We start from the raw sequence: 24,147 nt of genomic DNA, 5'->3' as shown, positions 1-24,147 counted from the left end.
TGCCCGTTTGTCATTAAGATGCCGTCTTTTTCCGCCGCCAAAGCCATGCCATACACAAATCAAGCGCCCAAAGAACGATCAGAAGAAACAAAATAAACAGTTCAGGCGTTTCCATCACCCGGAACGGATTGAGCACGTTATGAAACGATTGGTACAACCTTAGTCCTAACAACAAGTCCGTCCCTACGGCTGTTCCACCTAACAGCAGCATAAAGGCGAGTGAGATGAAGACAACTTTCAATGCAAGCCACCTGCCGCTTTTTCGCTTAGTGTTCGCTGGCGAAGGAGGAATGATGCGCCCTCGTATACACTTTTGGCGGATTGCCTATAATGGAGGATAAAAATGACACGGAGCAAGGAGGAGAGGGGCATGTTGTTCCAGTGGGGAATGCGCCGGCAAAAAGGGCAGATGAACGACGGCGTGCAGCAAGAAGGAGCCGATCATAGCGGTGAAGCGACCGATGTTCCGCAAGAACCGATGTCGGCGGAACTTTCGGTCAACATCGACATTATCCGCCATGCGACCGGAGAAAGCAGTGATGTTGTCATTCGCCGTTTTTCGCTCGGGCACGAAAAACAAGTAAAAGCGGCTGCTGTCTTTGTCGACGGGCTCGTCGATGAAAAAAATGTATACGAATTTTTGCTCATGCCGCTGCTGGAAGCGTCGTTTCCGCTCGCCCTTGAGGAACGGGAGCGGTTTCAATGGATCGAAAAAAAGCTTGCCGCCGTCGGCGGCGTGAAACATGTCGCCGAGTGGAAGCAGCTGTTTTTTGATCTGTTTTCCGGGGCGACCTTGATCTTGATTGATGGGGCGCCGTTTGCTGTCAGCGCGAGCACAAAAGGCGGCCAATACCGCGCGATTGAAGAACCGCAAACGCAAATCGCCGTCCGCGGCCCGCGCGAAGGGTTTACGGAATCATTGCGCACGAATACGGCGATGATCCGCCGCCGCATCAAAAATCCGAACCTTTGGCTGGAAACGATGCAAATCGGTACGGTGACGCAAACGGACGTTGCCATCATGTATGTGAAAGGAATTGTCAATGACAAGATCGTGGAAGAAGTGAAAGCGCGCCTCCGCCGCATCGACATCGACGGCGTGCTTGAGTCCGGCTATATTGAGCAGCTGATCGAGGATCAAACGTTTACGACATTCCCGACAATCTACCATACCGAACGGCCCGATATTGTCGCCGCCAATTTGCTCGAGGGACGGGTGGCGATTTTGGTCGAAGGGACGCCGTTCGTCCTTATTGCACCGGCGTTGTTTATTCAGTTTTTCCAAGCGGGCGAAGATTATTATGCCCGGTTTGATATTTCCACCGCTCTTCGTTTTTTGCGCGTCTTGATTTTCTTTATTTCGCTCATCGCCCCGGCCATTTACATCGCCGCGACGACGTTTCATCAAGAGATGATCCCGACCCAGCTTGTGATTGCCGTCGCCGCCCAGCGCGAGGCGGTGCCGTTTCCGGCGTTCGTTGAGGCGCTTATCATGGAAGTGACGTTTGAAATTTTGCGGGAGGCCGGCGTCCGTTTGCCGCGCGCCATCGGGCAGGCGGTGTCGATCGTCGGGGCATTAGTCATCGGCCAGGCGGCGGTTGAGGCCGGATTCGTCTCGTCGGCGATGGTCATCGTCGTTTCGATTACCGCCATTGCGAGCTTTGCGACGCCGTCGTTTGCCATTGCCATTTCGGCGCGGCTCATTCGCTTTGGCCTCATGTTTTTGGCGGCGATGTTCGGATTTTACGGCATTATGATGGGCATTTTGGTGATGACGATTCATCTATGCAGCTTGCGTTCGTTCGGCGTCCCGTACATGTCGCCGCTCGCTCCGTTTACGCCGTCGAACATGGGCGATACGCTGTTCCGCGTTCCGACATGGATGTTCCGCGAACGGCCGCGCCTGATGAGCCAAAAAAATATCGTCCGTCAGTCGGGTGACCAAAAACCGACACCACCAGCGCCATCGCGCCAGGAGAAGGGGGATGGATCATGAAACGGCCGCTCGCCATGTTCATACCGCTTACCGCCTGTGTCTGCTTGCTTGCGGGTTGTTGGAGTCAAAAGGAATTAACCGATTTGGCGTTTGTCATCGCCGTTGGCCTCGATAAGGCGGAAGACGGTAACTATTTAGTTTCGTTTCAAGTCGTCAACCCGGGCAACGTTGCCGGGGCGACGCAGCGCGGCGGAGGGGCAGCCGGCGTGCCGATATCGATTTATACATCGACCGGGGACAGCTTGACCGAAGCGAGCCGGAAGGCGTCGGAAAAAGTATCACGTCTCCTGTACTATGCCCATACGAACTTGGTCGTCATCGGCGAAGAGTTGGCACGCGAAGGGGTGGACGGGTTGTTCGACGCGATGGAGCGGCACCATCAGTTTCGGACGACCGCCCGCCTTGTCATCGCCCGCGGCCATTCGGCGAAGGAGGTGCTCTCGATGTTGACGCCGATCGATAAAATTTCCGCCAACCAAATTATTAAAACGCTTGAGTTTTCTGAGATGGCGTGGGGACACACGATCCATACCGATGTTTGGTTGACGATCCGCAGCATTGCCTCATCCGAGAGAAATCCGGTGGTGACCGGCGTCACCATTGAAGGTGATCCCGAGAAAGGGAAGCGGCAGGAAAATGTTCAGTCATCTGTGCCGGACACCCGCCTCAAGTTAGCCGGGCTTGCTCTGTTTAAACAAGACCGCCTCGTCCGTTGGGTGAACGGGTCGACAGCAAGAGGCGTGCTTTGGGTGCTTGACCGCATTCATCAAACCAATCTCACCATTCCGTGGGAAGGAAAAAAGGAAGTGATCGGCTATCGGACAGTGCGGGCGAAAACAAATGTGGAGGCGAAAGTAAAAAACGGCCGACCGGCTGTTTTCGTCCATATCGAGGCGGAGGGGGACATCAACGAGGCCCGCGTTCCCATTAACTTAGCCGATGCCGGCGTTTTATTCCGGTTAGAAAAGGAACTTGAACGCAACGTCAAGCAGGAAGTCACAAAAGCCATTGAAGCGGCCCAACGCGAAAAAACGGATATTTTCGGGTTTGGCGACGCTGTTCACCGCGCGGCCCCACGCTTCTGGAAGGACATCGAGAAAGAGTGGCACGACCGCTATTTTCCCGAACTGGATGTCACCGTAACGGCCGATATCTATATCCGCCGCACCGGGTTGCGGAATAAGCCATATGTGGAAAAAGAATAAATCATCGCCGGTGCAGCCGGCATGGGGGAGTTGACTAGACAAAGGCGGTGAATTCGGTTGGAACGCGTCAAAGTCAATGCACGACAAATGTTTGTCCTCATTGTGCTGTTTGAACATGGCAGCGCCATCGTCATTCCGCTTGGCGTGAGCGCCAAGCAAGACGTATGGATCGCCATTTTGCTTAGTTTGGCGCTCGGGCTGCTGCTTTTTTTCGTGTACCGCCGCTTGTTCGAGTACTATCCGAACGAGCCGCTGACCGCGTATATGCAGCACATCGTCGGGGCGCCGCTCGGCAAGCTGTTGGCTGTTGTCTATATTACCTATTTTCTTTATATTGCCGCCCGCGTGCTGCGTGATTTCGGCGAGCTGCTGCTGACGTTCGCCTATCCTGAGACGCCATTGTTTGTGTTAAACGCCATTATGGCGCTGGCGATCATGTATGGCGCCTATAAAGGGTTTGAAGTGTTGGTGCGCACCGGCGAACTGTTTTTGACAGTGCTTTACTTTTTGGCGTTCGCCGGATTTGCCCTTGTTTTTGTTTCCGGGCTGGTGGACGTAACCCAGCTGCAGCCCGTGCTTGAGGAAGGATGGAGGCGGGTATGGAAAACGGTGTTCACCGAAACGCTGTACGTGCCGTTTGGCGAGATGATCGTGTTTACGATGCTGTTTCCGTATCTCAACAACCCGGTGAAAGTCGGACGGGTCGGGATAACCGGCATGGTGCTCACGGGGTTGAACTTAGCTATTATTTCGGCCATTAATATGGCGGTTCTGGGCCCGGATGCAGCGTCACGTTCATCGTTTCCGCTGCTCGATACGATCCGCCGTGTGCAAGTGGCTCATTTTTTGGAACGGCTCGACGTCTTTTTTATGATCGCGCTCATTATCGGCGGCTTTTTTAAAGTATCGGTCTTTTTTTACGCCGGGGTTGTCGGGGCAGCCAACCTGTTTGGCGTTTCAAGCCACCAGCGGCTCGTCTATCCGCTCGGCTTGCTCGTGTTGCTGTTGTCGGTCGCTATTGCCAGCAGCTACGCCGAGCATATTCATGAAGGGTTGAAAATTGTCACCTTTTATTTGCACATTCCGCTGCAAATTATCATTCCGGTGTTGCTTCTCGTCATTGCGGTGATTCGCCGGCGGTTCAGCCAACCGACAAAATAAGAAAAACGGACTAGATGGTTTTGGCCGAAACAAGAAGGAAAATGGACGAAAAAGCGCGAATGAAACAATAGCATTGTTTCTTTTTTTGGAAACAAATAGGTTTGGTGACGACAAAAATACATCCCGAAGGCGGGGTGGAAGAAGCCCGGCGCCGGGTCGCATTGTTTGTTTCAGGAAGCCGGTGTCGGCTGAGGACTATAGATTCTACTATTAAAGAAAAAGGGTTGAACGATGGTGAAAGCGAATGTACAGGCGATCGACCAGCTAGACGCGGAGCAGTTGGGCAGCGGCATGATGATTACGGACCGCCGTTTTTTCATTCTCGCGGTCAGCGAGCGAATGACACAGCGGCTCGGATTTGCCAAGGACGAATTGATCGGGCGGCCGGCTCGTTCTCTTTTTCCGGCGGAACGGTCTGCCGGCTTGTTTGACCATATTGCCCAGGCAGTGAAAAAGGACGGATATTGGCAAGGAGAGGCGCACTATGTCGTAAAAGGGGGGCAAGTGTACGCGAGTCGGGTGAACGTTTATGCCTTGGCAGGCAGCGAGGGAGAGTGGCTTGTTTGGCATTTTGCTGAACGGGATTCTGCGCCATCTACCTTCCCTTTGGCATCGGCTGAGGTGCTGCGCACCATTTATGCCTCCGTGCCGTTTGCGGTTGTTCCCGTAGCGGCGGACGGGACGGTGCAAGACTGGGGGGACGGCGCTGAAACGCTGTTCGGGCGCCGGAAAGAGGAGGCGGTCGGCCGTCCGATATGGACGCTTTTCCGTCACAGCGGTCAAACGCCGCTCCCGTTCCCCCCTGAGAAGCGGCAGTGCGGTGAAGGAATTGTGCAACGTGAAGACGGCACGCCGGTCAATATCGCTTATGCGGTCATTCCGGTGCCGAGTTCAAGCGGGTATGTTGTCATTGCCGAAGATATCACCAAACGGAAACAAAAGGAGGCTGAGCGCCGGCGACAGGTCGAGTTGGCGAAAAAAATTCAGCACCATTTGTTGACGCCCCTTATCCAAAATAAGGCGGTGACAATGGAAGCCATTTATATTCCGTCCGATGATTTATCGGGTGATATTTATGCTTGCTACCAAATCGATTTATACCGCTACGGGGTGATCGTCATCGATGTGATGGGTCACGGTATTTCCTCGGCTTTAGTGAGCATGTTGCTTCGCTCGCTCCTGCGCGGGTTGATCGTGCGCGTCATTGATCCCGTTTCCGTGGCGAGTGAGCTGGAGAAGCATGTGCAAAATTTATTCCCGGACGAGGCGAATGACATTCGTTATTTGTTTTCGATGATTTACTTAGTGATTGATACAAAAAAACGGAAAATTGAATACACGAATGCCGGCCATCCGGCCGGGCTGCTTGTCCTTGACGACGGCAGCGTGCATGAGTTGGATAAAGGCGGTTTGGCGATTGGCAGCCCGTTTTCTTTGCCGTTTGAAAAGGGCGTGATTGATTACGGCAGACGGGCCCGGTTGCTTTTATATACGGACGGCATTTTAGAGGAAATGGATCCATCGATTTTGCAAAGCATCGAGAAAATTCGCACATGCACCCAGATGTACCGCCATTTGTCGGATAAAGGTTTCCTAGAACGGTTAATAAGCCAAGGCCCTTCGCTCGCCAGCCCGGCCGATGATATTTGTTTGTTGTCAATTACAGTCCACGGGTAGGTGGGGACAGCTTGGCGGCCAAGTGGATGGTGTGCTGCAAGGCGAGCGAGGAGGCGATTGCCGTTTGCGATTTGATCGCAGAGCAAGCCGCCCGTTTCTTTGCCGTCCGCGATGTCGAACTGTTTGTGTTGGCAGTGCACGAAGCGATTGTGAATGCTGTCAAAGCCGTTCGGCAGGCAGGACTGGAAGAAGGGACGGTTTCATTGGTTTTTTTCGTTGCGGATGATGAAGTGACAGTGGCGGTCGAGGATGACGGCGGCGGCATTCCAAAGGAAACGATGAAGCAGCTTGGCGGAAAAACGCTCGCCGATGTGCTCCTGGCTGAATCGGGACGCGGACTATTGCTTATTCACGAAATTATGGATGCGATGGCTCTAGTGGAGCGTGCGGGCGGTCGGCGGATGCTGGTAATGAAAATGCAAAGAGAGGCAACATAGATCGTTTTAGCCCGGCGGCCCGATGAACGCGGGGGAGCGGGGCATGGCTGGTCAACGATAGGAGGATATGATGAAACAGCATCGGTTGTCGTTTGAACTGGAAATGGTTACGGAGCCTGCATACGAGTGCATTAAGTTGACCGGGCGGCTTGCTTATGATACGCAGCTTGCCGCGGAACAGAAGCTGGCGATGGCGGCAGCCGCCGTCAAGCGCCACCTTGTCATGATCGATGTAAGCGGCCTCCAGTTTTTGGACAGCACAGGATTGGCGCTTCTTGTCCGCTTTTTCAAGCAAGTGGTCAGTGCCAACCGTGCGATGGCTATGATCGTCCGGGATAATGCTGTGCTAGAAAAGATTTTATTAATTGCCAAGCTTGACCGGCTATTGCCGATTGTTGCCAATGAGCAGCAGCTTCTGTCGCTCCCCCCGCTAAGCTCCCCGGGTTTTGTCAGCCAAGAGGAGCTTTATTCAGCATGGCAGCAATGTCAACTGTAGACAAGTCTCGTTGGAGCGGAGTGGTGACAAAAGAGATGGCCCGGCAGTGTTACAACCGCTGTTGGGCTAACTGTTGACGGGCAGCGCACGTTGGCGCTGCGAGACCCCGAGCGGCCATGACCGTCCGTTCGGGGTTTTTTGTTCATATGGCAAACAAGTTCTAAAGGCGCTACCGTTGTCAAAGAAATGTTTCGAGTTTAGAATAAAACTAGAAATGAAGGAAAGAGAAGGCTCGGCACCGCGGTCGGAACAGGGAGAGGAGAGTGGCGCAACGTGCGGCGAGTGCTTGTTTATTTGCGGCCGTACCGGAGATGGATGGCCTTAGCCTGGCTATTCATGTTGACAGAGCTGGCGATTGAACTTTGGCAGCCGCTACTGATGGGGAAAATCATTGATGATGGGGTGATGAAACGGGACATCACCGCCATTTTCACTTGGGGTGCCGTCATGTTTGGCGCTTCGCTGTTGGCGTTTGTTGCCGGCATCGCCAACTCATTTGCCGCTGCTTACGTCGGGCAAGAATACGGCTTTGCACTGCGGACGGCGCTGTTTGCGAACATTCAGTCGCTGTCATTGGCGCGCATTGAACAGCTGTCGGCGGCTTCACTCATTACCCGGATGACAAACGATGTCACACAGGTGCAAAACATGCTGTTTATGAGTTTGCGCATTGCCTTGCGCGCCCCGCTTCTCGTCGTCTTTGGCGTCGGGATGGCGTTCGTCGTCCATCCCCGTCTAGCGTTTATTTTGGCAGTGGCTGTTCTGCTTTCGGCCGCTTTTTTATTGTGGGTGATGAAAAAGGCGGTGTCGTCGTTTTCCGCCGTTCAGCGGGCGTTAGACCGCGTCAACGGTGTAATGCGCGAAAATTTGGCCGGTATGCGCCTCATTAAGGCGTGGATGCGGGGAACGTACGAGCAGCAGCGGTTTGCCGCGGCAAACGATGCACTGATGCAGCAGACAATGGGGGTGCTCCGTCTCGTCGAGACGATTGCGCCGGTAGTATTGTTTGTCATGAACGCGGCGATCGTCGCGGTTCTGTTTTTTGGCCGCCTCGATGTCGAGTCCGGGACGGCGAGCGCCGGGCAGGTCGTTGCCGTTGTCAACTATGCGACGAGGGCGACGGCGGCGTTATCGATGTTTACCTTCATTGCGATGGCATTGTCGCGGGCGCGGGCCTCAGCCGCCCGCCTTGCCGAACTGCTTGACGCGCCGAGAGAGCGAAACGGGACGGGCGAGACGGACGGACTGACTGTCCGGCGCGGTGAAATTCGGTTTGAACACGTTTCGTTCCGTTATCCGGACAGCGGGCATGACGCCCTTTCCGACGTATCGTTTGTCATCCGTCCGCAAGAGACGGCGGCGATTTTAGGGGCGACCGGATCCGGGAAATCGACGCTTCTTCAGCTCATTCCCCGCTTGTATGTGCCAAGCGCCGGACGGGTGTTGATTGACGGCATTGATGTGCGCGAATTCTCGGCAGCAAAGCTGCGGATGGCTGTCCGTTTCGTTCCTCAGGAAGTGCTGCTATTCTCCGGCACGATCGCCGATAATCTCCGCTTTGGCAAAGCGGAAGCGGCGATGGAGGAGCTTGTTGCGGCGGCGGCCGATGCGCAAATCCACGACACGATCGCTCGATTTCCGGACGGGTATGACGCTGTAGTTGGTCAAAAAGGCGTCAATTTATCGGGCGGGCAAAAGCAACGGCTGTCGATCGCCCGCGCGTTAGTCGGCAACCCGTGTATTTTGCTTTTGGATGACAGTACGAGCGCGCTCGATGCGGCGACGGAGGCGAAGTTGCTCGCCGCATTGCGGCGGCATGCGTGCACGACCGTGATGGTGACGCAAAAAGTGAGCACGGCGATGGCGGCCGATACGATCTTGCTTTTGGAGGACGGTCGGTTAATCGCCCAAGGAAGCCATGAACAGTTACTGGCGACAAGCGAACTGTACCGGCGAATTGTCGCCACGCAAGAAGGAAAGAGGGGATCAAGCAATGTCACTACGGCATAGCCATCACGGAGCACATCTTAGGGGGAAGCAGCGGGCGAAAAACAGCGTCGGCACATTGCGGCGGCTTTGGGCGTTTATCGCCCCACAGAGGCGGAAGCTGCTCGCGGCGGTGGCGATGGTGGTCGCAAGCTCGGCGTTGACGCTTGCCGGCCCGTACGTGATTGGCCGCGCAGTCGATTTGTATATCGTTGAGCAGAAAACGGACGGCTTTGCCGGGATGTTGCTTTTGTTGCTGGCGATTTATGCCGCCCTTGGCACAGCGACGTTTTTGCAAAACTATTGGATGGTCGACGTCGCCCAACGGACGGTGCATGCGATTAGAACGCGGCTGTTTCGCCATTTTCATGAGCTGCCGATTTCCTTTTTTGACCGCCGTCAGCAAGGTGAATTAATGAGCCGCATTACAAACGATATCGATAATATGAGCCAGACGTTTAACAGCACGGTTATCCAGGTGATTGCAAGCACGCTGACGCTCATCGGCGCGATGGCGGTGATGGTTTCGCTTAGTGTCGCTTTGACGGTCGTAACGTTCGCCGTCGTTCCGCTCATGTATGCCGGGATGCGCTGGATCACAAACCGGACGCAAAAGCGCTTCCGTGAGCAGCAGCGCGCGCTTGGCGAGATGAACGGCTTTATTGAAGAAGTTATTTCCGGCCAAAAAGTCGTGAAGCTGTTTTCCCAGGAAGAGCGCGTGGAAGCGGAACTGGCACGCAAAAACGCCGAGCTGAAACAAGCCGGGTTTTGGGCGCAAACGTATTCCGGTTTCATTCCGAAGTTGATGAACTTTTTAAACAACTTGAGTTTTGCGCTCATTGCCGGCATCGGCGGATGGCTTGCAGCGAAGGGAACCGTGTCAGTCGGAACGATCGTCGTATTTGTTGAATATGCCCGCCAGTTTACCCGCCCGCTCAACGACTTGGCGAACCAATGGAACACCCTGTTGTCCGCGTTGGCTGGTGCGGAGCGGGTGTTGGAAATTCTCGATGTGCCGAACGAAGCGGAAGATGAACAAGGGGCGGAGGCGCTTGACCGGCTTGACGGGCGCATTGAATTTCGCGATGTCGTGTTTTCATATGACAAGCGGCGTCCTGCCCTTGTTGGCGTGACGTTTTCCGTCTCACCGGGGGAGACGGTCGCGCTCGTCGGTCCGACCGGAGCCGGCAAAACGACCGTATTGCAGCTCCTGACCCGCTTTTACGATCCGGATGAAGGCGTCATTTTGATCGACGGCCGCGACAGCCGGACGATCAAGCGGGCAAGCTTGCGCCGGCATATGGCGTTTGTGCTTCAGGATACGTTTTTATTTGCCGGGACGATTCGTGACAACATTCGCTATGGGCGGCTTGAGGCGACGGATGAAGAAGTGGAGGAAGCGGCCCGCAAGGCAAACGCCCATTCCTTTATTATGAAGCTGCCGAACGGTTATGACACCGTCTTGACGTCCGGGGGCGGCGGGATTAGCCAAGGGCAGCGGCAGCTGTTGGCCATCGCCCGGGCGATGATCGCCGATCCGGCGGTATTGATTTTGGATGAAGCGACGAGCAACATTGATACGGTGACCGAGGTGCGCATCCAAGAGGCGCTGGCCCGGCTTATGAACGGGCGGACATGTTTTGTCATCGCCCATCGGCTGAACACGATTCAAAACGCGGACCGCATTCTTGTGCTGAATGAAGGGAACGTGATCGAACAAGGAACGCACGAGGAGCTGCTGGCGGCCAAAGGGTTTTACTTCGAGCTGTATCGCCGTTACTGGGGGCGTGCGATGCAACAGGCATAGAAGGAAGCCAAAACGAAAGAAACGGCGTCCGTCCATCGAGCCGAAGCCGGGGGGACAGGACGCCGTTTTCCGCCATATGAAAGGCCGGCGGGGCGTCTGCTTCGGTGCGTTACGGCCGCGTCCGGGCCGTGAGCCGCTCGAACAATTCTTTGCGCCAGCTTGCGGATAAGGCGGGATGGCGGGCGATTTGCGCCATGGCTGCTACATTGCCGCGGTCATGATAGGAAATGCGGTTTATATAGGCGATCGACAGCGCCCCGGCCCCGCGCTCCATGAGAATAAGCGGCGCGCCCGGCTCGACGACGCCTTCTTGCAAGACGCGGAAATAAAACCCGCTTTTTCCTGTCTGACAGACGGCCTTCGGCAAATCGGGAAGCTGGTGGCGGGCGGCCAATTTGAAGCACGGCTGGCGCGGCTGCGACACTTGCACGAGCGCCGTGCCGGCAGCGTAGATGTCGCCAAGGCACGCATCGTCTTCTGTCAAGCCGGCGAGCGTCCAGTTTTCCCCGAAGGCGCCTGCGGCGAACGGGCGGCCGTATTGCTGCTCCCAATAGGGAAAATGGTCGGACGGATAGGCGCAAATCGCTTTATCCTCGCCGCCATGGTGGACGAGGTCGGCTTGTCCGTCACCGGTCAAGTTGAGCTTGCCGACGGCGATCGGCCCTTCCACCGGCGTTTTGTCAATGCCGGTCGCAATCGGACGGCCGTCCATGTTGAGGATTTTCGGCTTTCCGACGTTGATGGAAATGATCTTCACGCTTTCACCTCCATACCGCCTCGGCGATGAGCCGGAAGGAGGCGAGCTTGTCGTTGAAATCATATGTAATCGTCACCAGCATGATTTCTTCTGTTTCATACGCTTCACTCAGCCGGTATAGCTGATCTTTGATGCGCGCCGGGCTGCCGACGATCATCCGCCGCCGGTTGTCTTCCACCCGTTTGCGCTCATACGGGCTGTACGGATACGCAGCCGCTTTTTCCGGGCTTGGCGTGCCGTTGACCGCCATTCCTTGCTCGATCATCAAGAGCGTTAAATCAAGGCTGCCGGCGATCCATTCCGCTTTTTCATCCGTTTCGGCGCAAATCGCAAACACGGCGACCATTCCGCGCGGCTCGGCCAAATACGGCGATGGAACAAACCGGTCGCGGTACAGCCGCATATAATGTTCGCCGCCTTCCCCGTTGATAAACAGGGCGAACACGTACGGCAACCCTTTGTCGGCTGCCAGCTTCGCCGTTTCCGAACTGGAGCCGAGCAGCCATAATTCCGGCGGGGACTGCACGATCGGCGTCGCTTTCACGCCATACAGCGGATGAACCGGCGGCAAGGCGTCATACAAATAGCCAAGCAAATCGTCAAGTTGCTCCGGGTAGCGGTCAACCGGACGCCGTCTGTCGCCTTGCAACGCGATTGTCGCCCGCGGCATCCCGCCTGGCGCCCGCCCAACGCCAAGATCGACGCGACCGGGATGAAGGCCGGCAAGCACATGGAAGTTTTCCGCCACTTTATACGGGCTGTAATGCGGCAGCATCACGCCGCCTGAGCCGATGCGGATCGTCGCTGTTTTCGCCCCGATATGGCCGAGCAACACTTCTGGGGACGAACCGGCAAGGCTGTTCGTATCGTGGTGTTCGGACACCCAAAACCGCTTGTAGCCGAGCTGTTCAACATGCTGAGCGAGCTTGACGGTGTTCTCGAGCGCTTCTTCCGCCGTCATGCCTTCCGCGATCGGCGACTGGTCGAGGACGCTCAGTTGCAGCGCCATTGCGATTCCTCCTTTTTCCGCCGTAGCGGTGGAAAAAATGGTTAGTTTCTATTATGCGCTGTTTTATTGCGATTTGTCCATTCATTTGCCCACCTGCTCAGCAAAAACCGATCCGCTGCCGGCGGATCGGCTAATCTCATCAAGATGCTTGGCAGTTCACAGGCTGACCGACTGTTTTTGCTCGGCCGTCTGGCGGTCGGCTTTTGGGTTGCGCTTAGGAAAAAAGGAATGAAACAGCTGCCTGACGCTGTCGACGATGAATGAACACCGTTCATACAACGCTTCCTTTAAGCTGTCGAGCTGGCGGGTGACTTTGTATTGCGCTGCCTCTTGCGCTTCAAGCCGTTCGATGACCGTCTCGTGGAACACGTGCTGAAGCTCGAGCTGTTCCATCAACTTTTGGTACAATTGTTCCTGCCCTTCGAGGCGGACGGCCATTCCTTCCGCCAGCTGTTCGCGCTCGGCCGTCCGCTGCTCGAGCCGGCGCATCGCTTCGCTTTGTACGGTGAGCGATTCAATGACGGCTTGCTGTGCCGCCTCTTCCTTGGCCAGTCGCTCCTCCCACAGTGATTGCCGCTTTTCCTCCCGCTCCTGCTGGGCGGTGATCGACCGTTCGAGACGCCCGAGCATTTCGGTCAGCGCGGCCTGCTCCGCCTGTGCTTCCATAAGCAACCGCTCCATGCGGGCGAGCGCTTCCGCCCACTGCCCGCCTTGCGCTTCTTGCTGTTTTTGCCTGGTTTCGGCCGTTTGCTGAAGAAAGTCCAACATGGCAGTGATCTCTTCGTAATAGTTGGCCTGTGCTGTCTGTCCGGCTATCACCGTTTGTCCGAGCTCGGCCAGCGCGTCGGCAAGCTGTCCGCTTTGCTGCGCCCAGCCGGCAGCGATCGACTGTTCGAAGCGGGCGAACACGTTCGCCATCTGTTCACGTTGTTCCGTTTGTTTTTTTCGCTCTTCTTCGATGGCGGCTTCAAGCTGGGTGAGCTTTTCTGCCAGCTGCCCGAACCATTGCTCTTGCTGCTCGAGCATTTGTTGTGCGGCCGTGCGGCGGTAATAAAACACCGGGTGGGATGCGGGCGGGGTGGCAGCCGGTTCGTACACGCGCGGGGTCATGTGTTTATTCATATAAATCAATGGTGCAAACGCCTCCTTTCCGTTCGTCTATGTGGCATCATATGCCGGGCTGTGTGGTTCGGTTTGGGCGCCGCATTTGTGGCGGACATCCGTCTTTTGATATAATGGAAGAAAACGTTAGAGAAAGGGTGTTGTTGATGCCAGCTGTCGAATCGAACATGTTTCCGCTTGGCAAACAGGCGCCATCGTTTGCCCTCCCGAACGCCGTCGATGGCCGGCTTGTTCGCCTTGACGATGTGAAATCCGATGTGGCGACGGTCGTGATGTTTATTTGCAACCATTGTCCGTTTGTGAAACATGTCCAGCACGAGCTCGTCCGCTTGGCGAACGATTACATGCCCAAAGGGGTGTCGTTTGTCGCGATTAACGCCAATGACGCTGACCAATATCCGGACGATTCGCCGGAAAACATGAAAAAGGTGGCGGAAGAACTCGGCTATCCGTTTCCGTATTTGTACGATGAGACGCAAGAGGTGGCGAAAGCGTACGACGCTGCTTGCACCCCGGACTTTTACATTTTCGACCGGGATCTGAAATGCGTCTACCGCGGCCAGTTGGACGACTCGCGTCCGAATAACGGCATCCCGGTCACCGGGGAGTCGATCCGCGCCGCGCTTGACGCTTTGCTTGAGGGCCGGCCGGTGTCGGAAAAGCAAAAACCGAGCATCGGCTGCAGCATTAAATGGAAACCGGCGTCTTAACGGCCGCGGTAGCGTCTTTCGGTAAGTGAATATTTCCATATTACTGTGGAAGCCAACATCCTAGCCAATTTGCTTGACTTTCCGCGGCCAAACGGATATGATGAAAAAAGCGTCATTCGTTCGTTACGGAATCGTCACCGCCGTGCCGTTGGCTTGCGAGTGCAGCCGGCACGGCGTTTTTATTGCCGCGATCTACCGAACAAATTCACACTGGCGCCGCTTCGGAGCGGCAAGGATGGATGAGAGGAAGGGCTTCCATTGTTTTTGTTTCCTTCTCTTGAGTTTTCATAATTTGTGTTATGTAAACAAAAAGGAGAACGAGGAGATGGCGGAAAGACGATATCGCGTGTTTGTGTACGGAACGCTGTTGACCGGCGAAGAAAATCATCATGTGGCGGCTCCGTATGTTTGTGCTGTATGCCCGGGGAGCGTGAACGGCCGCTTATACAACGTTGGCCTGTACCCCGCGCTAGTGCTCGGGGGAGAAGGCGAGGTTGAGGGTGAATGGCTGACGGTCGTCGAACAAGGGCTGAAAGCGATGGACGAACTCGAAGATTATAAGGAAGGCCGCGCAGAGAATGAATATGAGCGCGTATGGGTTCGTGACGCCCGCCGGCCGATTGAAGGGTATGTGTATGTCTATACGGCGGAGAAGGCAACCGGCCTACGGCCCATTGCCTCCGGTTCGTGGCGGCGCCGTAAGGAGAAAACGTAACATCCATAGCGAACGGTTGGGAACAGCCTGGGAGACGGCCGTCTTTCAGGCTGTTTATTTTTTGCATAAATATTCATGTTTTCTTCCGTATTTTTGAAACCGTTTACAGGATAAACGTTATAAAAATACAGAAAAATTGATAAAAAAGTGTTGCCAAATGGCCGTTCTTTTTCTATAATAAAAGCATGTTAGGAAAATAAACGTACGAATGTGAGGTAATGTGACATGTCAAAAACGTTCGTTTCCTCCACCCAAACGGGGCTGCTCGAACAAATTAAAGAAACGATCAAACAAAAGAACGTCGAGCTTCTTCATTTGCAGTTTGTCGACATCGAAGGGATTTTAAAGCATGTGACGGTGACAGTGGAACAGCTTGATGACGTCGTCGAAGGAAAAATCATGTTTGACGGTTCATCAATCAAAGGGTTCTCGCCGATCAACCGCTCTGACTTATACCTCCGCCCGGATTTAAACACGTTTGCCGTGTTGCCATGGACGGTCGAGGAAGGATATGCGGAAGCGCGCTTTCTCTGCTCAGTAGCCAACCCGGACGGCACGCTGTTTGAAGGCGACCCGCGCAACGTGTTGAAAAAAACGATGGAACGGGCGGCGGAAAAAGGGTATACGATTTCGGTTGGGCCGGAGTTGGAATTTTTCCTGTTCAAAGCGGATGAAAACGGCAATCCGACGCTTGAACTTCACGATAACGGCGGCTATTTCGAACCGTCTCCGAAAGACTTGGGCGAACGCGTCCGTCTCGAAATTTACCGCGCCCTAAAAGCGATGGGCTTTACGATCGAAGCGTCGCACCACGAAGTGGCAGAAGGACAGCATGAGATTAACTTTAAATACGCTGATGCGCTCGGCGCAGCGGACAATGCGACAACGTACAAATGGGTTGTCAAAACGATTGCCGGCAAATTTGGTCTTCACGCAACGTTTATGCCAAAACCGGTTTTTGGCATTAACGGTTCGGGGATGCATGTGAACATGTCGCTCTTTAAAGATGGGGAAAATGCGTTCTTTGATCCGAACGATGCGAACCAACTGTCCGAAACGGCATACCAATTCATCGCCGGCTTGCTGAAAAACGTAAAAGATTTCACTGCGGTTACCAACCCGCTGGTCAACTCATACAAACGGCTTGTTCCGGGTTATGAGGCGCCTTGTTACATCGCGTGGTCCGCTTCGAACCGTTCGGCGCTCATTCGCATTCCGGCGAAACGCGGCATGGCGACGCGTGTGGAATTGCGCTGCCCGGATCCGTCGGCAAACCCGTACTTGGCATACGCCATTATTGCGGCGGCGGGTCTTGACGGTGTCGAGAAAGGTCTAACAGCTCCGTCCGCAATTGACGAAGATATTTTCCATATGTCTGAAGAACGCCGTGTCGAGCTTGGAATTGACAACTTGCCGGAAGACTTAGGGGTTGCCATCGCCGCGTTTGAAAACGGGGAAATCGGCCGCGCGACATTGGGTGAGCACGTATTCAATGAATATGTCGCTATGAAAAAGGACGAATGGAACAGCTACCGCACCGCGGTTCATGCGTGGGAAATCGAGCAATATCAAGGGAAGTTTTGAGGAAAAGCGCCCTGTCCGGGCGCTTTTTTATGTTCTTTCAAATTCACAGTTGACAACTATGAATACTTGGTTTTAAATGATGTATAAGTATATTAAATTCCTGTAAGCGGAGGGGAAACGATGAAAAAATTGATCGTATTTGTGTTTGTTGGCTTTCTCGCCCAGTTGATTGACGGGTCGCTCGGGATGGCGTATGGCGTCACCTCAACGACGCTGTTGTTGACATTTGGCATCGCCCCGGCGGTCGCCTCGGCATCGGTCCATTTGGCAGAAGTGGTGACGACAGCGGCATCCGGCGTCTCCCATTGGAAGTTCGGCAACGTTGATCGCGGAATGGTCGGGAAGCTTATAATCCCTGGGTCAGTCGGTGCGTTTGTCGGGGCGTGCTTTTTAAGCAACTTGCCGGGGGATTTGATTAAGCCATATGTATCGTTGTTTTTGTTGGCGCTTGGCCTTTATATCATGTATCGATTTTTATTTTTGAACGGCCGTTCGCCGTCGGCGCCGGGAAAACGGTGGTCCAATAAGCGGCTCATTCCGCTCGGATTGGCGGCCGGTTTCCTTGACGCGACCGGAGGCGGGGGCTGGGGGCCGATTGCGACACCGGTGCTGCTCTCGAACCGAAACATGGAAGCGCGCAAAGTCATCGGCACGGTCGACACGTCCGAATTTGCCATTGCCTCGTCAGCAACGCTCGGCTTTGTGATTTCCTTAGGTTGGGAGCAAGTGAACTGGTATTGGGTGCTGACGCTCATGGCCGGCGGCATTGTCGCGGCCCCGATCGCCGCTTGGCTTGTGCGCAAACTGCCGTCTTATTTGCTTGGGGTGTTGGTCGGGGGGCTTATTATTTTGACGAACACCCGCACGCTCCTGCACGCCTGGGAGGCGCCGGCGCCGGTGTATCCGGCCGTGTATGGCTTTATCGTGCTCGGATGGGCCGCGGCTGTAGCGATGGCCATCAAAAACGGACGGAAAGGAAAGGTGGCTAACGGGGAGTTGGCGTCGTAGATCAAGACGGGCCAACTCCCCGCTTTTGATAAACGTTCCTGTTGTTATTTCACCGTCTTTCTTAAGTCAGAAAAGAAGGATTTCTTAGCGGCAGTGTCGAATCCATTTTCGATGCGAAAAGGGGGAAAGAAAAATGAACGATCCGATTGATTTAGGCCGCCGCGTTTCGCTCATCGATTTGTACGACTTGCGCATGCCGCAGCGCACCGGTACATACGTGCTTCACGAAGAAAATTTGGCGATCGTGGAAACAGGGCCGGGCCCGTCCGTGCCGCATTTGCTCGCCGGATTGAAAGCGCTTCAGATCGACCCGGCTGACATTCGCTACATTATCGTCACCCATATCCATTTGGACCATGCCGGCGGTGCCGGGCTCTTGCTTGAGCATTGCCCGAATGCGATGGTTGTCGTCCATCCGAAAGGGAAGCGGCATTTGGTCGACCCGTCACGGCTCATTGCCGGGGCGAAGGCGGTGTATGGCGCACGGTTTGAAGAGCTGTTTGATCCGATCGTTCCGATTCCAGAAGAGCGGCTTGTCGTGAAAGAGGACGGGGAAGCGCTCGTGCTGAGCGAAGAGCGGACGCTCACCTTTTACGATACACCGGGGCATGCGAACCATCATGTTTCCATTTATGATTCATACAGCCGCGGCGTGTTTACCGGTGATACAATTGGTGTGTTTTATCCGCAGCTTCTCGACAGCGGGCTTGAATTTTGCCTGCCGTCGACGTCGCCCAACCAGTTTAACCCCGAGGCGATGGAACGATCGGCCGAACGTCTTGAAGCACTGAACCCGGAACGCATCTATTTCGGCCATTTCGGTGCACTTGACAACCCTAAGGCTGCTTTTCGTCAGCTTCGCGTTTGGCTGCCGAAATTTGTGGAGGCCGGGAAGGAAGCAATGGACCGCCATCCGGATGCGCCGGCAGCCGAGCAGGCAAAAAAAGCTGCGCAGCTGCTGTATCACGACGTAAAGGCTTTTCTGAACGAACACAATGTCCCGTCCTCGTCGCCGGCCTATGCAGCGATCGAGCTTGATTTGCAAGTGTGTGCGATGGGGTTGATCGATTATTGGCGTAAACAACGGCAATGATTCACTTCGCCTAGCCGGTTTGGCTAGGTTTCTTTTTTTGCCGGAACACACACCGTTTTAGGACATCGCTGTCAAAACGCCACACCATGTGAAAACAGGAGTGAACGTTGAGCGGATGCAGCTTGAAGCGGTGATCAAATCACGGAGAGCAAAAGGTGTCCGGTCAACGGCTTTGCACGAGAAAAAAGGTGCCCCCTTCTTTAAGCGTGCGCCGAATGTGTCATGCGGGCTATTTCGTGAAATGACGGCACATATGGTAGAGTAGAAATAAGCGATTCTGATGTCTGGGGGAAAGTTTGTGAATCTCAGGCAAAAAGGGGAGTGGAACGTGAAACAGAGACGGTCCGTCACGTACCACATCGGCATCGGTCTCATCATCGCGTCGTTCGTCGTTTGGGTGGTGGTGCCCATCGCGCCGTTTCTGCCGCTTTCAACTGCTAGTAAGACGGCAATTGTTGCGGTTGTCATTGCTGCGGCAGAAATAATGTTTTGGTTCGGAGTGCTGCTGGCTGGGAAAGAAGCGGTGATGAAGCTCAAAAAGTATTGGAATCCAAAATATTGGCGAATAAACCGGCAGCGGCCGGATCAAACAAATGATAGCGGACAATGAGCAAACAGATTGCGAGGAATAAAATGGGGAAATGAGGTGTTGATATGGGACGAAACACGGTGGCGCTTCTGATAGCCGTTGCCGTCTTATCCGGCGTGTTTTGGCTCGGCGGCCTCGCCTTGGCGGTGCAAGATCAGCTTTTTCCTGCCGCCAAGCCGCCGGCCGAGCAAAAGCGGCCCGCAGTCGATGAGACGGAGCGGGGCGATGGGGAGATCGACATCGTGGCCTTAGGCGATTCGTTGACAAGAGGGACGGGGGATGAAAGCGGCAAAGGGTATGTCGGCTATATGGTCGATGAGCTTCGCCGGCAGACGGACGAGCCGATTCGCGTCACCAATTTGGCGATTCGCGGCTTGCGTTCGGACGGACTGCTTCGCCAGCTCGGTCAAAAAGAAGTCAAGCGGCAGATCGCCATGGCTGATCTGATCGTGATGACGATCGGTGGCAATGATTTGTTTCGCGGCGGAGAAGCGCTTGACTTGGATCAAAAAGAGCTAGAGGCGGCGAAACGGCAATATGTGGCCAACCTGGGCCGCATTTTTGCCACGCTGCGCCGTTTGAACAGCGAAGCGGTCATTTTGGCGATCGGCTTGTACAATCCGTTTAGCGATTTGGGTGACGCCAAACGAACGTCGGCCGTTGTTCGCGATTGGAATTTTGCGTCAGCGGAAGTGGCCGCCCGCTATCCGAATGTCGTCGCTGTTCCGACGTTTGACTTGTTTGCCTTGCATGTCAATGATTATTTATACAGCGACCATTTCCATCCAAACAAAGAAGGGTACAGGCGGATCGGTGAGCGCGTCGCTTCGCTCATTACGTTGACAGAGGAGGAGCATAGATGACGAAACAAGTGACGTTAGCCGTCAAAGAACTGCGGAAAACGATCCGCGGCAAGGAAATTATTAAAGGGATTTCGTTTGAACTGCAAGAGGGGGAAGTGTTCGGCTTTTTGGGGCCGAACGGGGCGGGCAAAACGACGACGATTCGCATGTTGGTCGGACTCATCCGGCCGACGTCGGGGACGGTGGCGATTTGCGGATATGATCTTCATCGCCAGTTTACCGAGGCGATCCGCCATATCGGCTGCATCGTCGAAAACCCGGAAATGTATCCGTATTTAACGGGCTGGGAAAACCTTGAACATTTCGCCCGTATGATGCCCGGAGTCGGTGCGGAGCGGATTGCAGAAGTGGCGAAGCTCGTCGGTCTTGAACAGCGCATTCATGATCGGGTGAGCACATATTCGCTCGGCATGCGGCAGCGGCTTGGCATCGCCCAGGCGTTGCTCGGAAAACCGAAGGTGCTCATTTTGGACGAGCCGACAAACGGCCTTGACCCGGCCGGCATTCGTGAAATGCGCGCCTTCATCCGCTTTTTGGCGGAGACGGAAGGATTGAGCGTCCTTGTATCGTCGCATTTGTTAAGCGAAATTCAGCTGATGTGTGACCGCGTCGCCATTATGGCAAAAGGGCGGCTTTTGGCTGTCGATACAGTCGAGCGACTGTTGAAAGAACAGGCGCGTGTCGTCTGGAAAGCCGCTCCGATCGAGCGGGCGCGGGCGCTGTTGACGGAGGAAACGGATGTGTTGCGGGCGGATGAGGAAACGGTCGTAACGCCGTATGAGCCGGCCAAGCTCGCTGCCTGGAACGCCAAACTCGTCCAGGCCGGCGTGGCGGTCGCCGAAATTGACCCACGGCTGCCAACGCTCGAAGATTTGTTTATCGAGCTGACAGGGGGCGAAACGATTGACTAAGTTAGTGTACAATGAAATGTTAAAGATCATCCGCAAAAAGCGGCTATGGGTAATCGTCGCCATTGTTGCGGTGCTTGTCGCCTTATTTACATACGCTCAATATCGGGAGACGGAAGAGCTAAAGAAACGGCTTGGCACAACTGACTGGCGAACGCAGCTGCAGCAGCAAATCGTCGACTTGCAGAACCGTTTGCAGTCGCCGAGCATGTCGGAAGAGTGGCGCCAATATTTGCAAATCCGCCTTCAGCAACAGCAATATTACTTAGAGCACGACATCAACCCGTCCGCTCCAGGGGCGCCGACGTTTATGCGCATTTTTATTGAAAATGCCATTGACTTGTTTTTGCCGCTCTTGGTGATGGTGGTGGCGGCCGATCTCGTGTCATCGGAGTCAAGCGCCGGAACGATCAAGCTGCTTCTTGTCCGGCCGGTGAAACGATGGAAAGTGCTGTTAAGCAAATATATCGCGCTATTGTTGTCCGTATCGTTGATTATGTTAACGGCTGCGGTGTTGTCGTACGTCATTTCCGGCCTTGTGTTCGGGTACGGCGGCTTTCGCCTGCCGCTATTGACCGGATTTATCCCACAAGGAGAAGATTTGAATACGGAAAACGTTCATATAATTCCACAATGGAAATACGTGCTTATTGAGCTTGGGTTGGCAGCGTTTGTCAGCGTTGTTGTTGGCACGTTGACGTTTATGCTTTCCGTACTTTTGCGAAGCACCGCAGCGGTGATGGGCATTATGCTGGCGGCGCTAATTTCCGGTGCCATTTTATCGAACATGGTGTCATCGTGGCATTCGGCGAAATATTTGTTTATGGTCAATTTGCGGCTGACGGACTACATCAAAGGGGCGGCCCCGCCGATCGAAGGGATGACGCTTGGCTTTTCCATGGCGGTGCTCGCCGTTTGGGGCGTTGCGGCCCTCCTGATTGCCTTTATTGTCTTTACGCGGCGGGATGTGTATTGAGAAGCAAATAAAAGCCCGAGGGGAATCCCACGGGATGTTTCAATAGGCTTCATGCGCCGAAACTGCTCACTGCTCTCGCTGCCGTATGCGACAATTTGTTTAGCTGACGCCGCCGCAATGCCGGTCTCTGGTTGGAGACCCGCATTTTTTCCGTTTTTTCTATGGAAACGCAGGTGCCCGGATGGATCGTGTTCATGCCTGGATGGAGGGCAAAGCGTTGCCCATGAGGCTTTTCCATGAAAAGGCCCGCGCTTTGATTGGCGATTTTGATCTCGGGTGAGGGCAAAACTTGCTCATGCATGTTTTTTGTTTATGGCATCCCCTTGTTTTGCGTCCCCCTAGCGGCCGCTTGCCTTCCCATCCCGGATGCCGGCAAGACCGAGTGCGTGATGATCCCATAGCAGCCGTTCGATCAATGGCCATTGCTCCTCATCGCAACGGATGAGGAGCACGATTTCCGCGCTCATGTTCGTTTGGCGGCGCGCCGCCTTTCGGTTGAGCCGCCATTTCAACAACAGCCCCAACCCGATGCCGCCTACCGCCCCGATAATGCCCCAAATGATCGGCCCCCATGTTAACACATAACCATAAATCGAACCGAGCAGCATGAAACAAGTTCCGAAAATCGCTGCTAAATCAAGGAAGCTCAAGCCGTCAGCGCGGTGGATTGTATCGAGCAGCCGCGGCGGCTCCGTGCGACGGTCAAGCGGAACAGCAAACAGATGGTGTGGGGCGATCCCTTTTTGGCGAAGAGCGGAAATCGCCAGCTCGACGAACAAATGGTTTTCAAAAGTGGCAACGACAATCATGAAAAAGCCTCCTAGTCAAACCGGCCACGGAAATTGTTTCGGCTGGCAACGGCGGCGTAAATAGTTAGACAATTCTTTTTCAAACAATTTGTTGTACTCGACGGCGGAAACGTACGCATCGTAAAAGATGAATGAATAAATAGACGGCAAATAAAGCGCCCATTGCATATTAAGGATACGCACCGCCTCATCAAACTGGCCGGTTAGCGTATAAATAATCGCCTCCGGCAAGTGGGCGAAATAGGAAACGATGATCGTAAAGGCGAACACGAATAAACCAGTAATCACTTTATGGACGTATAAATGACCAAGCCCCGGAGCGAGCACTGACCAGGCGAGCGCCAGCCACGGTTCACGTTTGTCTAAATAGTTGATGTCCCACACTCCTATCCGAATAGGGGGAATCGGTGCATCTTCGCGGTCGGCGAGCAAATACAGCTTATTCATATCGATCGAACCGCGGTAGCTGTCCCAAATGCCGTATATGTAGATCGCAACATAAAACATGAGCCACCGTTCGTCGAGCACCGCTTTGGCCTTTTCAAAATCGCCAAGAAGCGAGTATAATATACCTGTGTTTACGTGTGCTTTTGTATTGATAAACAGCTCCCAAAGGATTAAAATAAAAGCCGTGGCGTAGCGGTGTTTCATTAAATTGCCGAATCCGGGAAACGAAAACGAGAAAAAGGCGACGACCAGCGGATGGCGCAAATGAATATGGGTTGTGGTAAACTGTGACAAATGAGCCCGTTTGCGCCGCACTGGCGGAATAAGCTTCAAGGAACCGCCTCCTTTTCGATTTTGCCGCACGATCGCCTTGTTTGTAGTATAGGAAAAAAAGGGGGACGGCTATGCAGCCGGCGGCGGAAAAAAGCAATAAATGTCCACCTTGTATGCAAAAAAATCGTAAAAAACTATTGACTTTCTTAAGAGGTTTATATATAATGTAAATTGTCGCAAGGGAAAACAGTGAAATGACGGGAAGTAGCTCAGCTTGGTAGAGCACACGGTTCGGGTCCGTGAGGTCGCAGGTTCAAATCCTGTCTTCCCGACCATTTTGATGGGGCCTTAGCTCAGCTGGGAGAGCGCCTGCCCCGCACGCAGGAGGTCATCGGTTCGAATCCGATAGGCTCCATTTATCGCGGAGGAATACCCAAGTCTGGCTGAAGGGGTCGGTTTCGAAAACCGATAGGGGTGTCACAGCCCGCGGGGGTTCGAATCCCTCTTCCTCCGCCATCT

The 24,147-nt window shown here is 54.4% G+C and carries 23 protein-coding genes and 3 tRNA genes; 20 read left to right on the top strand and 6 right to left on the bottom strand.

Annotated elements, in window-relative coordinates; all coding sequences use genetic code 11:
* Positions 1–13 precede the first annotated feature (13 nt).
* Entirely contained in the window at positions 14–241 is a 228-nt protein-coding gene (locus tag ACTVDO_RS03935; RefSeq protein ID WP_442901088.1) for a hypothetical protein, read from the bottom strand.
* A 129-nt stretch (positions 242–370) separates the two neighbouring features.
* On the opposite strand from ACTVDO_RS03935, the gene ACTVDO_RS03930 reads away from it, so the two are divergent.
* The 8 genes from ACTVDO_RS03930 to ACTVDO_RS03895 all read left to right on the top strand — a co-directional run bounded on the left by ACTVDO_RS03930 (position 371) and on the right by ACTVDO_RS03895 (position 10,765).
* The gene (locus tag ACTVDO_RS03930) at positions 371–1,996 is read left to right on the top strand and encodes a spore germination protein (RefSeq protein WP_442901087.1); all 1,626 of its coding nucleotides are present in this window, start codon (positions 371–373) and stop codon (positions 1,994–1,996) included.
* Positions 1,993–3,201 (top strand): Ger(x)C family spore germination protein, encoded by a 1,209-nt coding sequence (locus tag ACTVDO_RS03925; RefSeq protein WP_442901086.1) that lies wholly within the window; start codon positions 1,993–1,995, stop codon positions 3,199–3,201. The genes ACTVDO_RS03930 and ACTVDO_RS03925 overlap by 4 nt, the downstream gene beginning before the upstream one ends.
* A 57-nt stretch (positions 3,202–3,258) precedes the next feature.
* Positions 3,259–4,362: a GerAB/ArcD/ProY family transporter gene (locus ACTVDO_RS03920; RefSeq protein ID WP_442901085.1), complete on the top strand. Its 1,104-nt coding sequence runs from the start codon at positions 3,259–3,261 to the stop codon at positions 4,360–4,362.
* Positions 4,363–4,593: 231 nt separating this feature from the next.
* Positions 4,594–6,039, top strand: coding sequence for a SpoIIE family protein phosphatase (locus ACTVDO_RS03915; protein ID WP_442901084.1), 1,446 nt, complete (start codon positions 4,594–4,596; stop codon positions 6,037–6,039).
* Between the two features lie 26 nt (positions 6,040–6,065).
* Positions 6,066–6,476 (top strand): ATP-binding protein, encoded by a 411-nt coding sequence (locus ACTVDO_RS03910; protein ID WP_442901108.1) that lies wholly within the window; start codon positions 6,066–6,068, stop codon positions 6,474–6,476.
* A 67-nt stretch (positions 6,477–6,543) separates the two neighbouring features.
* The gene (locus ACTVDO_RS03905; protein WP_442901083.1) at positions 6,544–6,972 is read left to right on the top strand and encodes an STAS domain-containing protein; all 429 of its coding nucleotides are present in this window, start codon (positions 6,544–6,546) and stop codon (positions 6,970–6,972) included.
* A 273-nt stretch (positions 6,973–7,245) separates the two neighbouring features.
* On the top strand, positions 7,246–8,982 hold the full coding sequence (locus tag ACTVDO_RS03900) for an ABC transporter ATP-binding protein (RefSeq protein WP_442901082.1): 1,737 nt from the start codon (positions 7,246–7,248) through the stop codon (positions 8,980–8,982).
* The gene (locus ACTVDO_RS03895) at positions 8,966–10,765 is read left to right on the top strand and encodes an ABC transporter ATP-binding protein (protein WP_020959768.1); all 1,800 of its coding nucleotides are present in this window, start codon (positions 8,966–8,968) and stop codon (positions 10,763–10,765) included. Before ACTVDO_RS03900 ends, ACTVDO_RS03895 begins: the two co-directional genes overlap by 17 nt.
* Before the next feature lie 109 nt (positions 10,766–10,874).
* On the opposite strand, the gene ACTVDO_RS03890 is transcribed toward ACTVDO_RS03895, so the two are convergent.
* The 3 genes from ACTVDO_RS03890 to ACTVDO_RS03880 all read right to left on the bottom strand — a co-directional run bounded on the left by ACTVDO_RS03890 (position 10,875) and on the right by ACTVDO_RS03880 (position 13,653).
* Positions 10,875–11,522 (bottom strand): MOSC domain-containing protein, encoded by a 648-nt coding sequence (locus tag ACTVDO_RS03890; protein WP_020959769.1) that lies wholly within the window; start codon positions 11,520–11,522, stop codon positions 10,875–10,877.
* A gap of 4 nt (positions 11,523–11,526) precedes the next feature.
* A complete protein-coding gene (locus ACTVDO_RS03885; protein WP_020959770.1) occupies positions 11,527–12,531 on the bottom strand; it encodes an LLM class flavin-dependent oxidoreductase in 1,005 nt (334 codons plus the stop codon).
* A gap of 156 nt (positions 12,532–12,687) precedes the next feature.
* Positions 12,688–13,653: a hypothetical protein gene (locus ACTVDO_RS03880; protein ID WP_442901107.1), complete on the bottom strand. Its 966-nt coding sequence runs from the start codon at positions 13,651–13,653 to the stop codon at positions 12,688–12,690.
* 146 nt (positions 13,654–13,799) lie between these two features.
* Between ACTVDO_RS03880 and ACTVDO_RS03875 the strand changes: the two genes are divergently transcribed.
* The 9 genes from ACTVDO_RS03875 to ACTVDO_RS03835 all read left to right on the top strand — a co-directional run bounded on the left by ACTVDO_RS03875 (position 13,800) and on the right by ACTVDO_RS03835 (position 22,099).
* Positions 13,800–14,363 carry a thioredoxin family protein gene (locus tag ACTVDO_RS03875; RefSeq protein ID WP_020959772.1) on the top strand — a complete coding sequence of 188 codons (564 nt, stop codon included), beginning with the start codon at positions 13,800–13,802 and terminating at the stop codon, positions 14,361–14,363.
* Positions 14,364–14,688: 325 nt separating this feature from the next.
* Positions 14,689–15,078: a gamma-glutamylcyclotransferase family protein gene (locus ACTVDO_RS03870; protein ID WP_020959773.1), complete on the top strand. Its 390-nt coding sequence runs from the start codon at positions 14,689–14,691 to the stop codon at positions 15,076–15,078.
* A 225-nt stretch (positions 15,079–15,303) separates the two neighbouring features.
* Positions 15,304–16,662 (top strand): type I glutamate--ammonia ligase, encoded by a 1,359-nt coding sequence (gene glnA / locus ACTVDO_RS03865; RefSeq protein ID WP_442901081.1) that lies wholly within the window; start codon positions 15,304–15,306, stop codon positions 16,660–16,662.
* Between the two features lie 120 nt (positions 16,663–16,782).
* Positions 16,783–17,670, top strand: coding sequence for a sulfite exporter TauE/SafE family protein (locus ACTVDO_RS03860; protein ID WP_442901080.1), 888 nt, complete (start codon positions 16,783–16,785; stop codon positions 17,668–17,670).
* A gap of 133 nt (positions 17,671–17,803) precedes the next feature.
* A complete protein-coding gene (locus ACTVDO_RS03855) occupies positions 17,804–18,763 on the top strand; it encodes an MBL fold metallo-hydrolase (protein WP_442901079.1) in 960 nt (319 codons plus the stop codon).
* 328 nt (positions 18,764–19,091) lie between these two features.
* Positions 19,092–19,373 (top strand): transporter suffix domain-containing protein, encoded by a 282-nt coding sequence (locus ACTVDO_RS03850; RefSeq protein WP_020959777.1) that lies wholly within the window; start codon positions 19,092–19,094, stop codon positions 19,371–19,373.
* Positions 19,374–19,417: 44 nt separating this feature from the next.
* Positions 19,418–20,215, top strand: a complete 798-nt coding sequence (locus ACTVDO_RS03845; protein WP_442901078.1) for an SGNH/GDSL hydrolase family protein — start codon at positions 19,418–19,420, stop codon at positions 20,213–20,215.
* Positions 20,212–21,126 (top strand): ABC transporter ATP-binding protein, encoded by a 915-nt coding sequence (locus ACTVDO_RS03840; protein ID WP_020959779.1) that lies wholly within the window; start codon positions 20,212–20,214, stop codon positions 21,124–21,126. Before ACTVDO_RS03845 ends, ACTVDO_RS03840 begins: the two co-directional genes overlap by 4 nt.
* Entirely contained in the window at positions 21,119–22,099 is a 981-nt protein-coding gene (locus ACTVDO_RS03835) for an ABC transporter permease subunit (RefSeq protein WP_442901077.1), read from the top strand. The genes ACTVDO_RS03840 and ACTVDO_RS03835 overlap by 8 nt, the downstream gene beginning before the upstream one ends.
* A gap of 338 nt (positions 22,100–22,437) precedes the next feature.
* On the opposite strand, the gene ACTVDO_RS03830 is transcribed toward ACTVDO_RS03835, so the two are convergent.
* A complete protein-coding gene (locus tag ACTVDO_RS03830; protein WP_442901076.1) occupies positions 22,438–22,908 on the bottom strand; it encodes a hypothetical protein in 471 nt (156 codons plus the stop codon).
* A 15-nt stretch (positions 22,909–22,923) separates the two neighbouring features.
* Positions 22,924–23,688 (bottom strand): hypothetical protein, encoded by a 765-nt coding sequence (locus ACTVDO_RS03825; protein ID WP_442901075.1) that lies wholly within the window; start codon positions 23,686–23,688, stop codon positions 22,924–22,926.
* Between the two features lie 198 nt (positions 23,689–23,886).
* Between ACTVDO_RS03825 and ACTVDO_RS03820 the strand changes: the two genes are divergently transcribed.
* The 3 genes from ACTVDO_RS03820 (at position 23,887) to ACTVDO_RS03810 (ending at position 24,144) form a co-directional block, all read left to right on the top strand.
* Positions 23,887–23,963: transfer RNA gene (locus ACTVDO_RS03820), tRNA-Pro, on the top strand.
* A 7-nt stretch (positions 23,964–23,970) separates the two neighbouring features.
* Positions 23,971–24,043: transfer RNA gene (locus ACTVDO_RS03815), tRNA-Ala, on the top strand.
* Between the two features lie 8 nt (positions 24,044–24,051).
* A tRNA-Ser gene (locus ACTVDO_RS03810) sits at positions 24,052–24,144 on the top strand.
* The last annotated feature ends 3 nt before the right edge of the window (positions 24,145–24,147 follow it).

It is taken from the genome of Geobacillus sp. BK01 (assembly GCF_052220245.1).
Taxonomy (GTDB): domain Bacteria; phylum Bacillota; class Bacilli; order Bacillales; family Anoxybacillaceae; genus Geobacillus.
Note: the sequence above shows the minus strand (reverse complement) of the source record. Positions and strands in the feature narration are given on the sequence as shown.

Bases quoted from the DNA above. Each gene is read 5' to 3' on its own strand.
- ACTVDO_RS03840 (WP_020959779.1), top strand. From the start codon at position 20,212: ATGACGAAACAAGTGACGTTAGCCGTCAAAGAACTGCGGAAAACGATC.
- ACTVDO_RS03875 (WP_020959772.1), top strand. From the start codon at position 13,800: ATGCCAGCTGTCGAATCGAACATGTTTCCGCTTGGCAAACAGGCGCCA.
- ACTVDO_RS03895 (WP_020959768.1), top strand. From the start codon at position 8,966: ATGTCACTACGGCATAGCCATCACGGAGCACATCTTAGGGGGAAGCAG.
- ACTVDO_RS03845 (WP_442901078.1), top strand. From the start codon at position 19,418: ATGGGACGAAACACGGTGGCGCTTCTGATAGCCGTTGCCGTCTTATCC.
- ACTVDO_RS03870 (WP_020959773.1), top strand. From the start codon at position 14,689: ATGGCGGAAAGACGATATCGCGTGTTTGTGTACGGAACGCTGTTGACC.
- ACTVDO_RS03930 (WP_442901087.1), top strand. From the start codon at position 371: ATGTTGTTCCAGTGGGGAATGCGCCGGCAAAAAGGGCAGATGAACGAC.
- ACTVDO_RS03830 (WP_442901076.1), bottom strand. From the start codon at position 22,908: ATGATTGTCGTTGCCACTTTTGAAAACCATTTGTTCGTCGAGCTGGCG.
- ACTVDO_RS03880 (WP_442901107.1), bottom strand. From the start codon at position 13,653: ATGAATAAACACATGACCCCGCGCGTGTACGAACCGGCTGCCACCCCG.
- ACTVDO_RS03910 (WP_442901108.1), top strand. From the start codon at position 6,066: ATGGTGTGCTGCAAGGCGAGCGAGGAGGCGATTGCCGTTTGCGATTTG.
- ACTVDO_RS03915 (WP_442901084.1), top strand. From the start codon at position 4,594: ATGGTGAAAGCGAATGTACAGGCGATCGACCAGCTAGACGCGGAGCAG.
- ACTVDO_RS03885 (WP_020959770.1), bottom strand. From the start codon at position 12,531: ATGGCGCTGCAACTGAGCGTCCTCGACCAGTCGCCGATCGCGGAAGGC.
- ACTVDO_RS03860 (WP_442901080.1), top strand. From the start codon at position 16,783: ATGAAAAAATTGATCGTATTTGTGTTTGTTGGCTTTCTCGCCCAGTTG.
- ACTVDO_RS03905 (WP_442901083.1), top strand. From the start codon at position 6,544: ATGATGAAACAGCATCGGTTGTCGTTTGAACTGGAAATGGTTACGGAG.
- glnA (WP_442901081.1), top strand. From the start codon at position 15,304: ATGTCAAAAACGTTCGTTTCCTCCACCCAAACGGGGCTGCTCGAACAA.
- ACTVDO_RS03925 (WP_442901086.1), top strand. From the start codon at position 1,993: ATGAAACGGCCGCTCGCCATGTTCATACCGCTTACCGCCTGTGTCTGC.
- ACTVDO_RS03855 (WP_442901079.1), top strand. From the start codon at position 17,804: ATGAACGATCCGATTGATTTAGGCCGCCGCGTTTCGCTCATCGATTTG.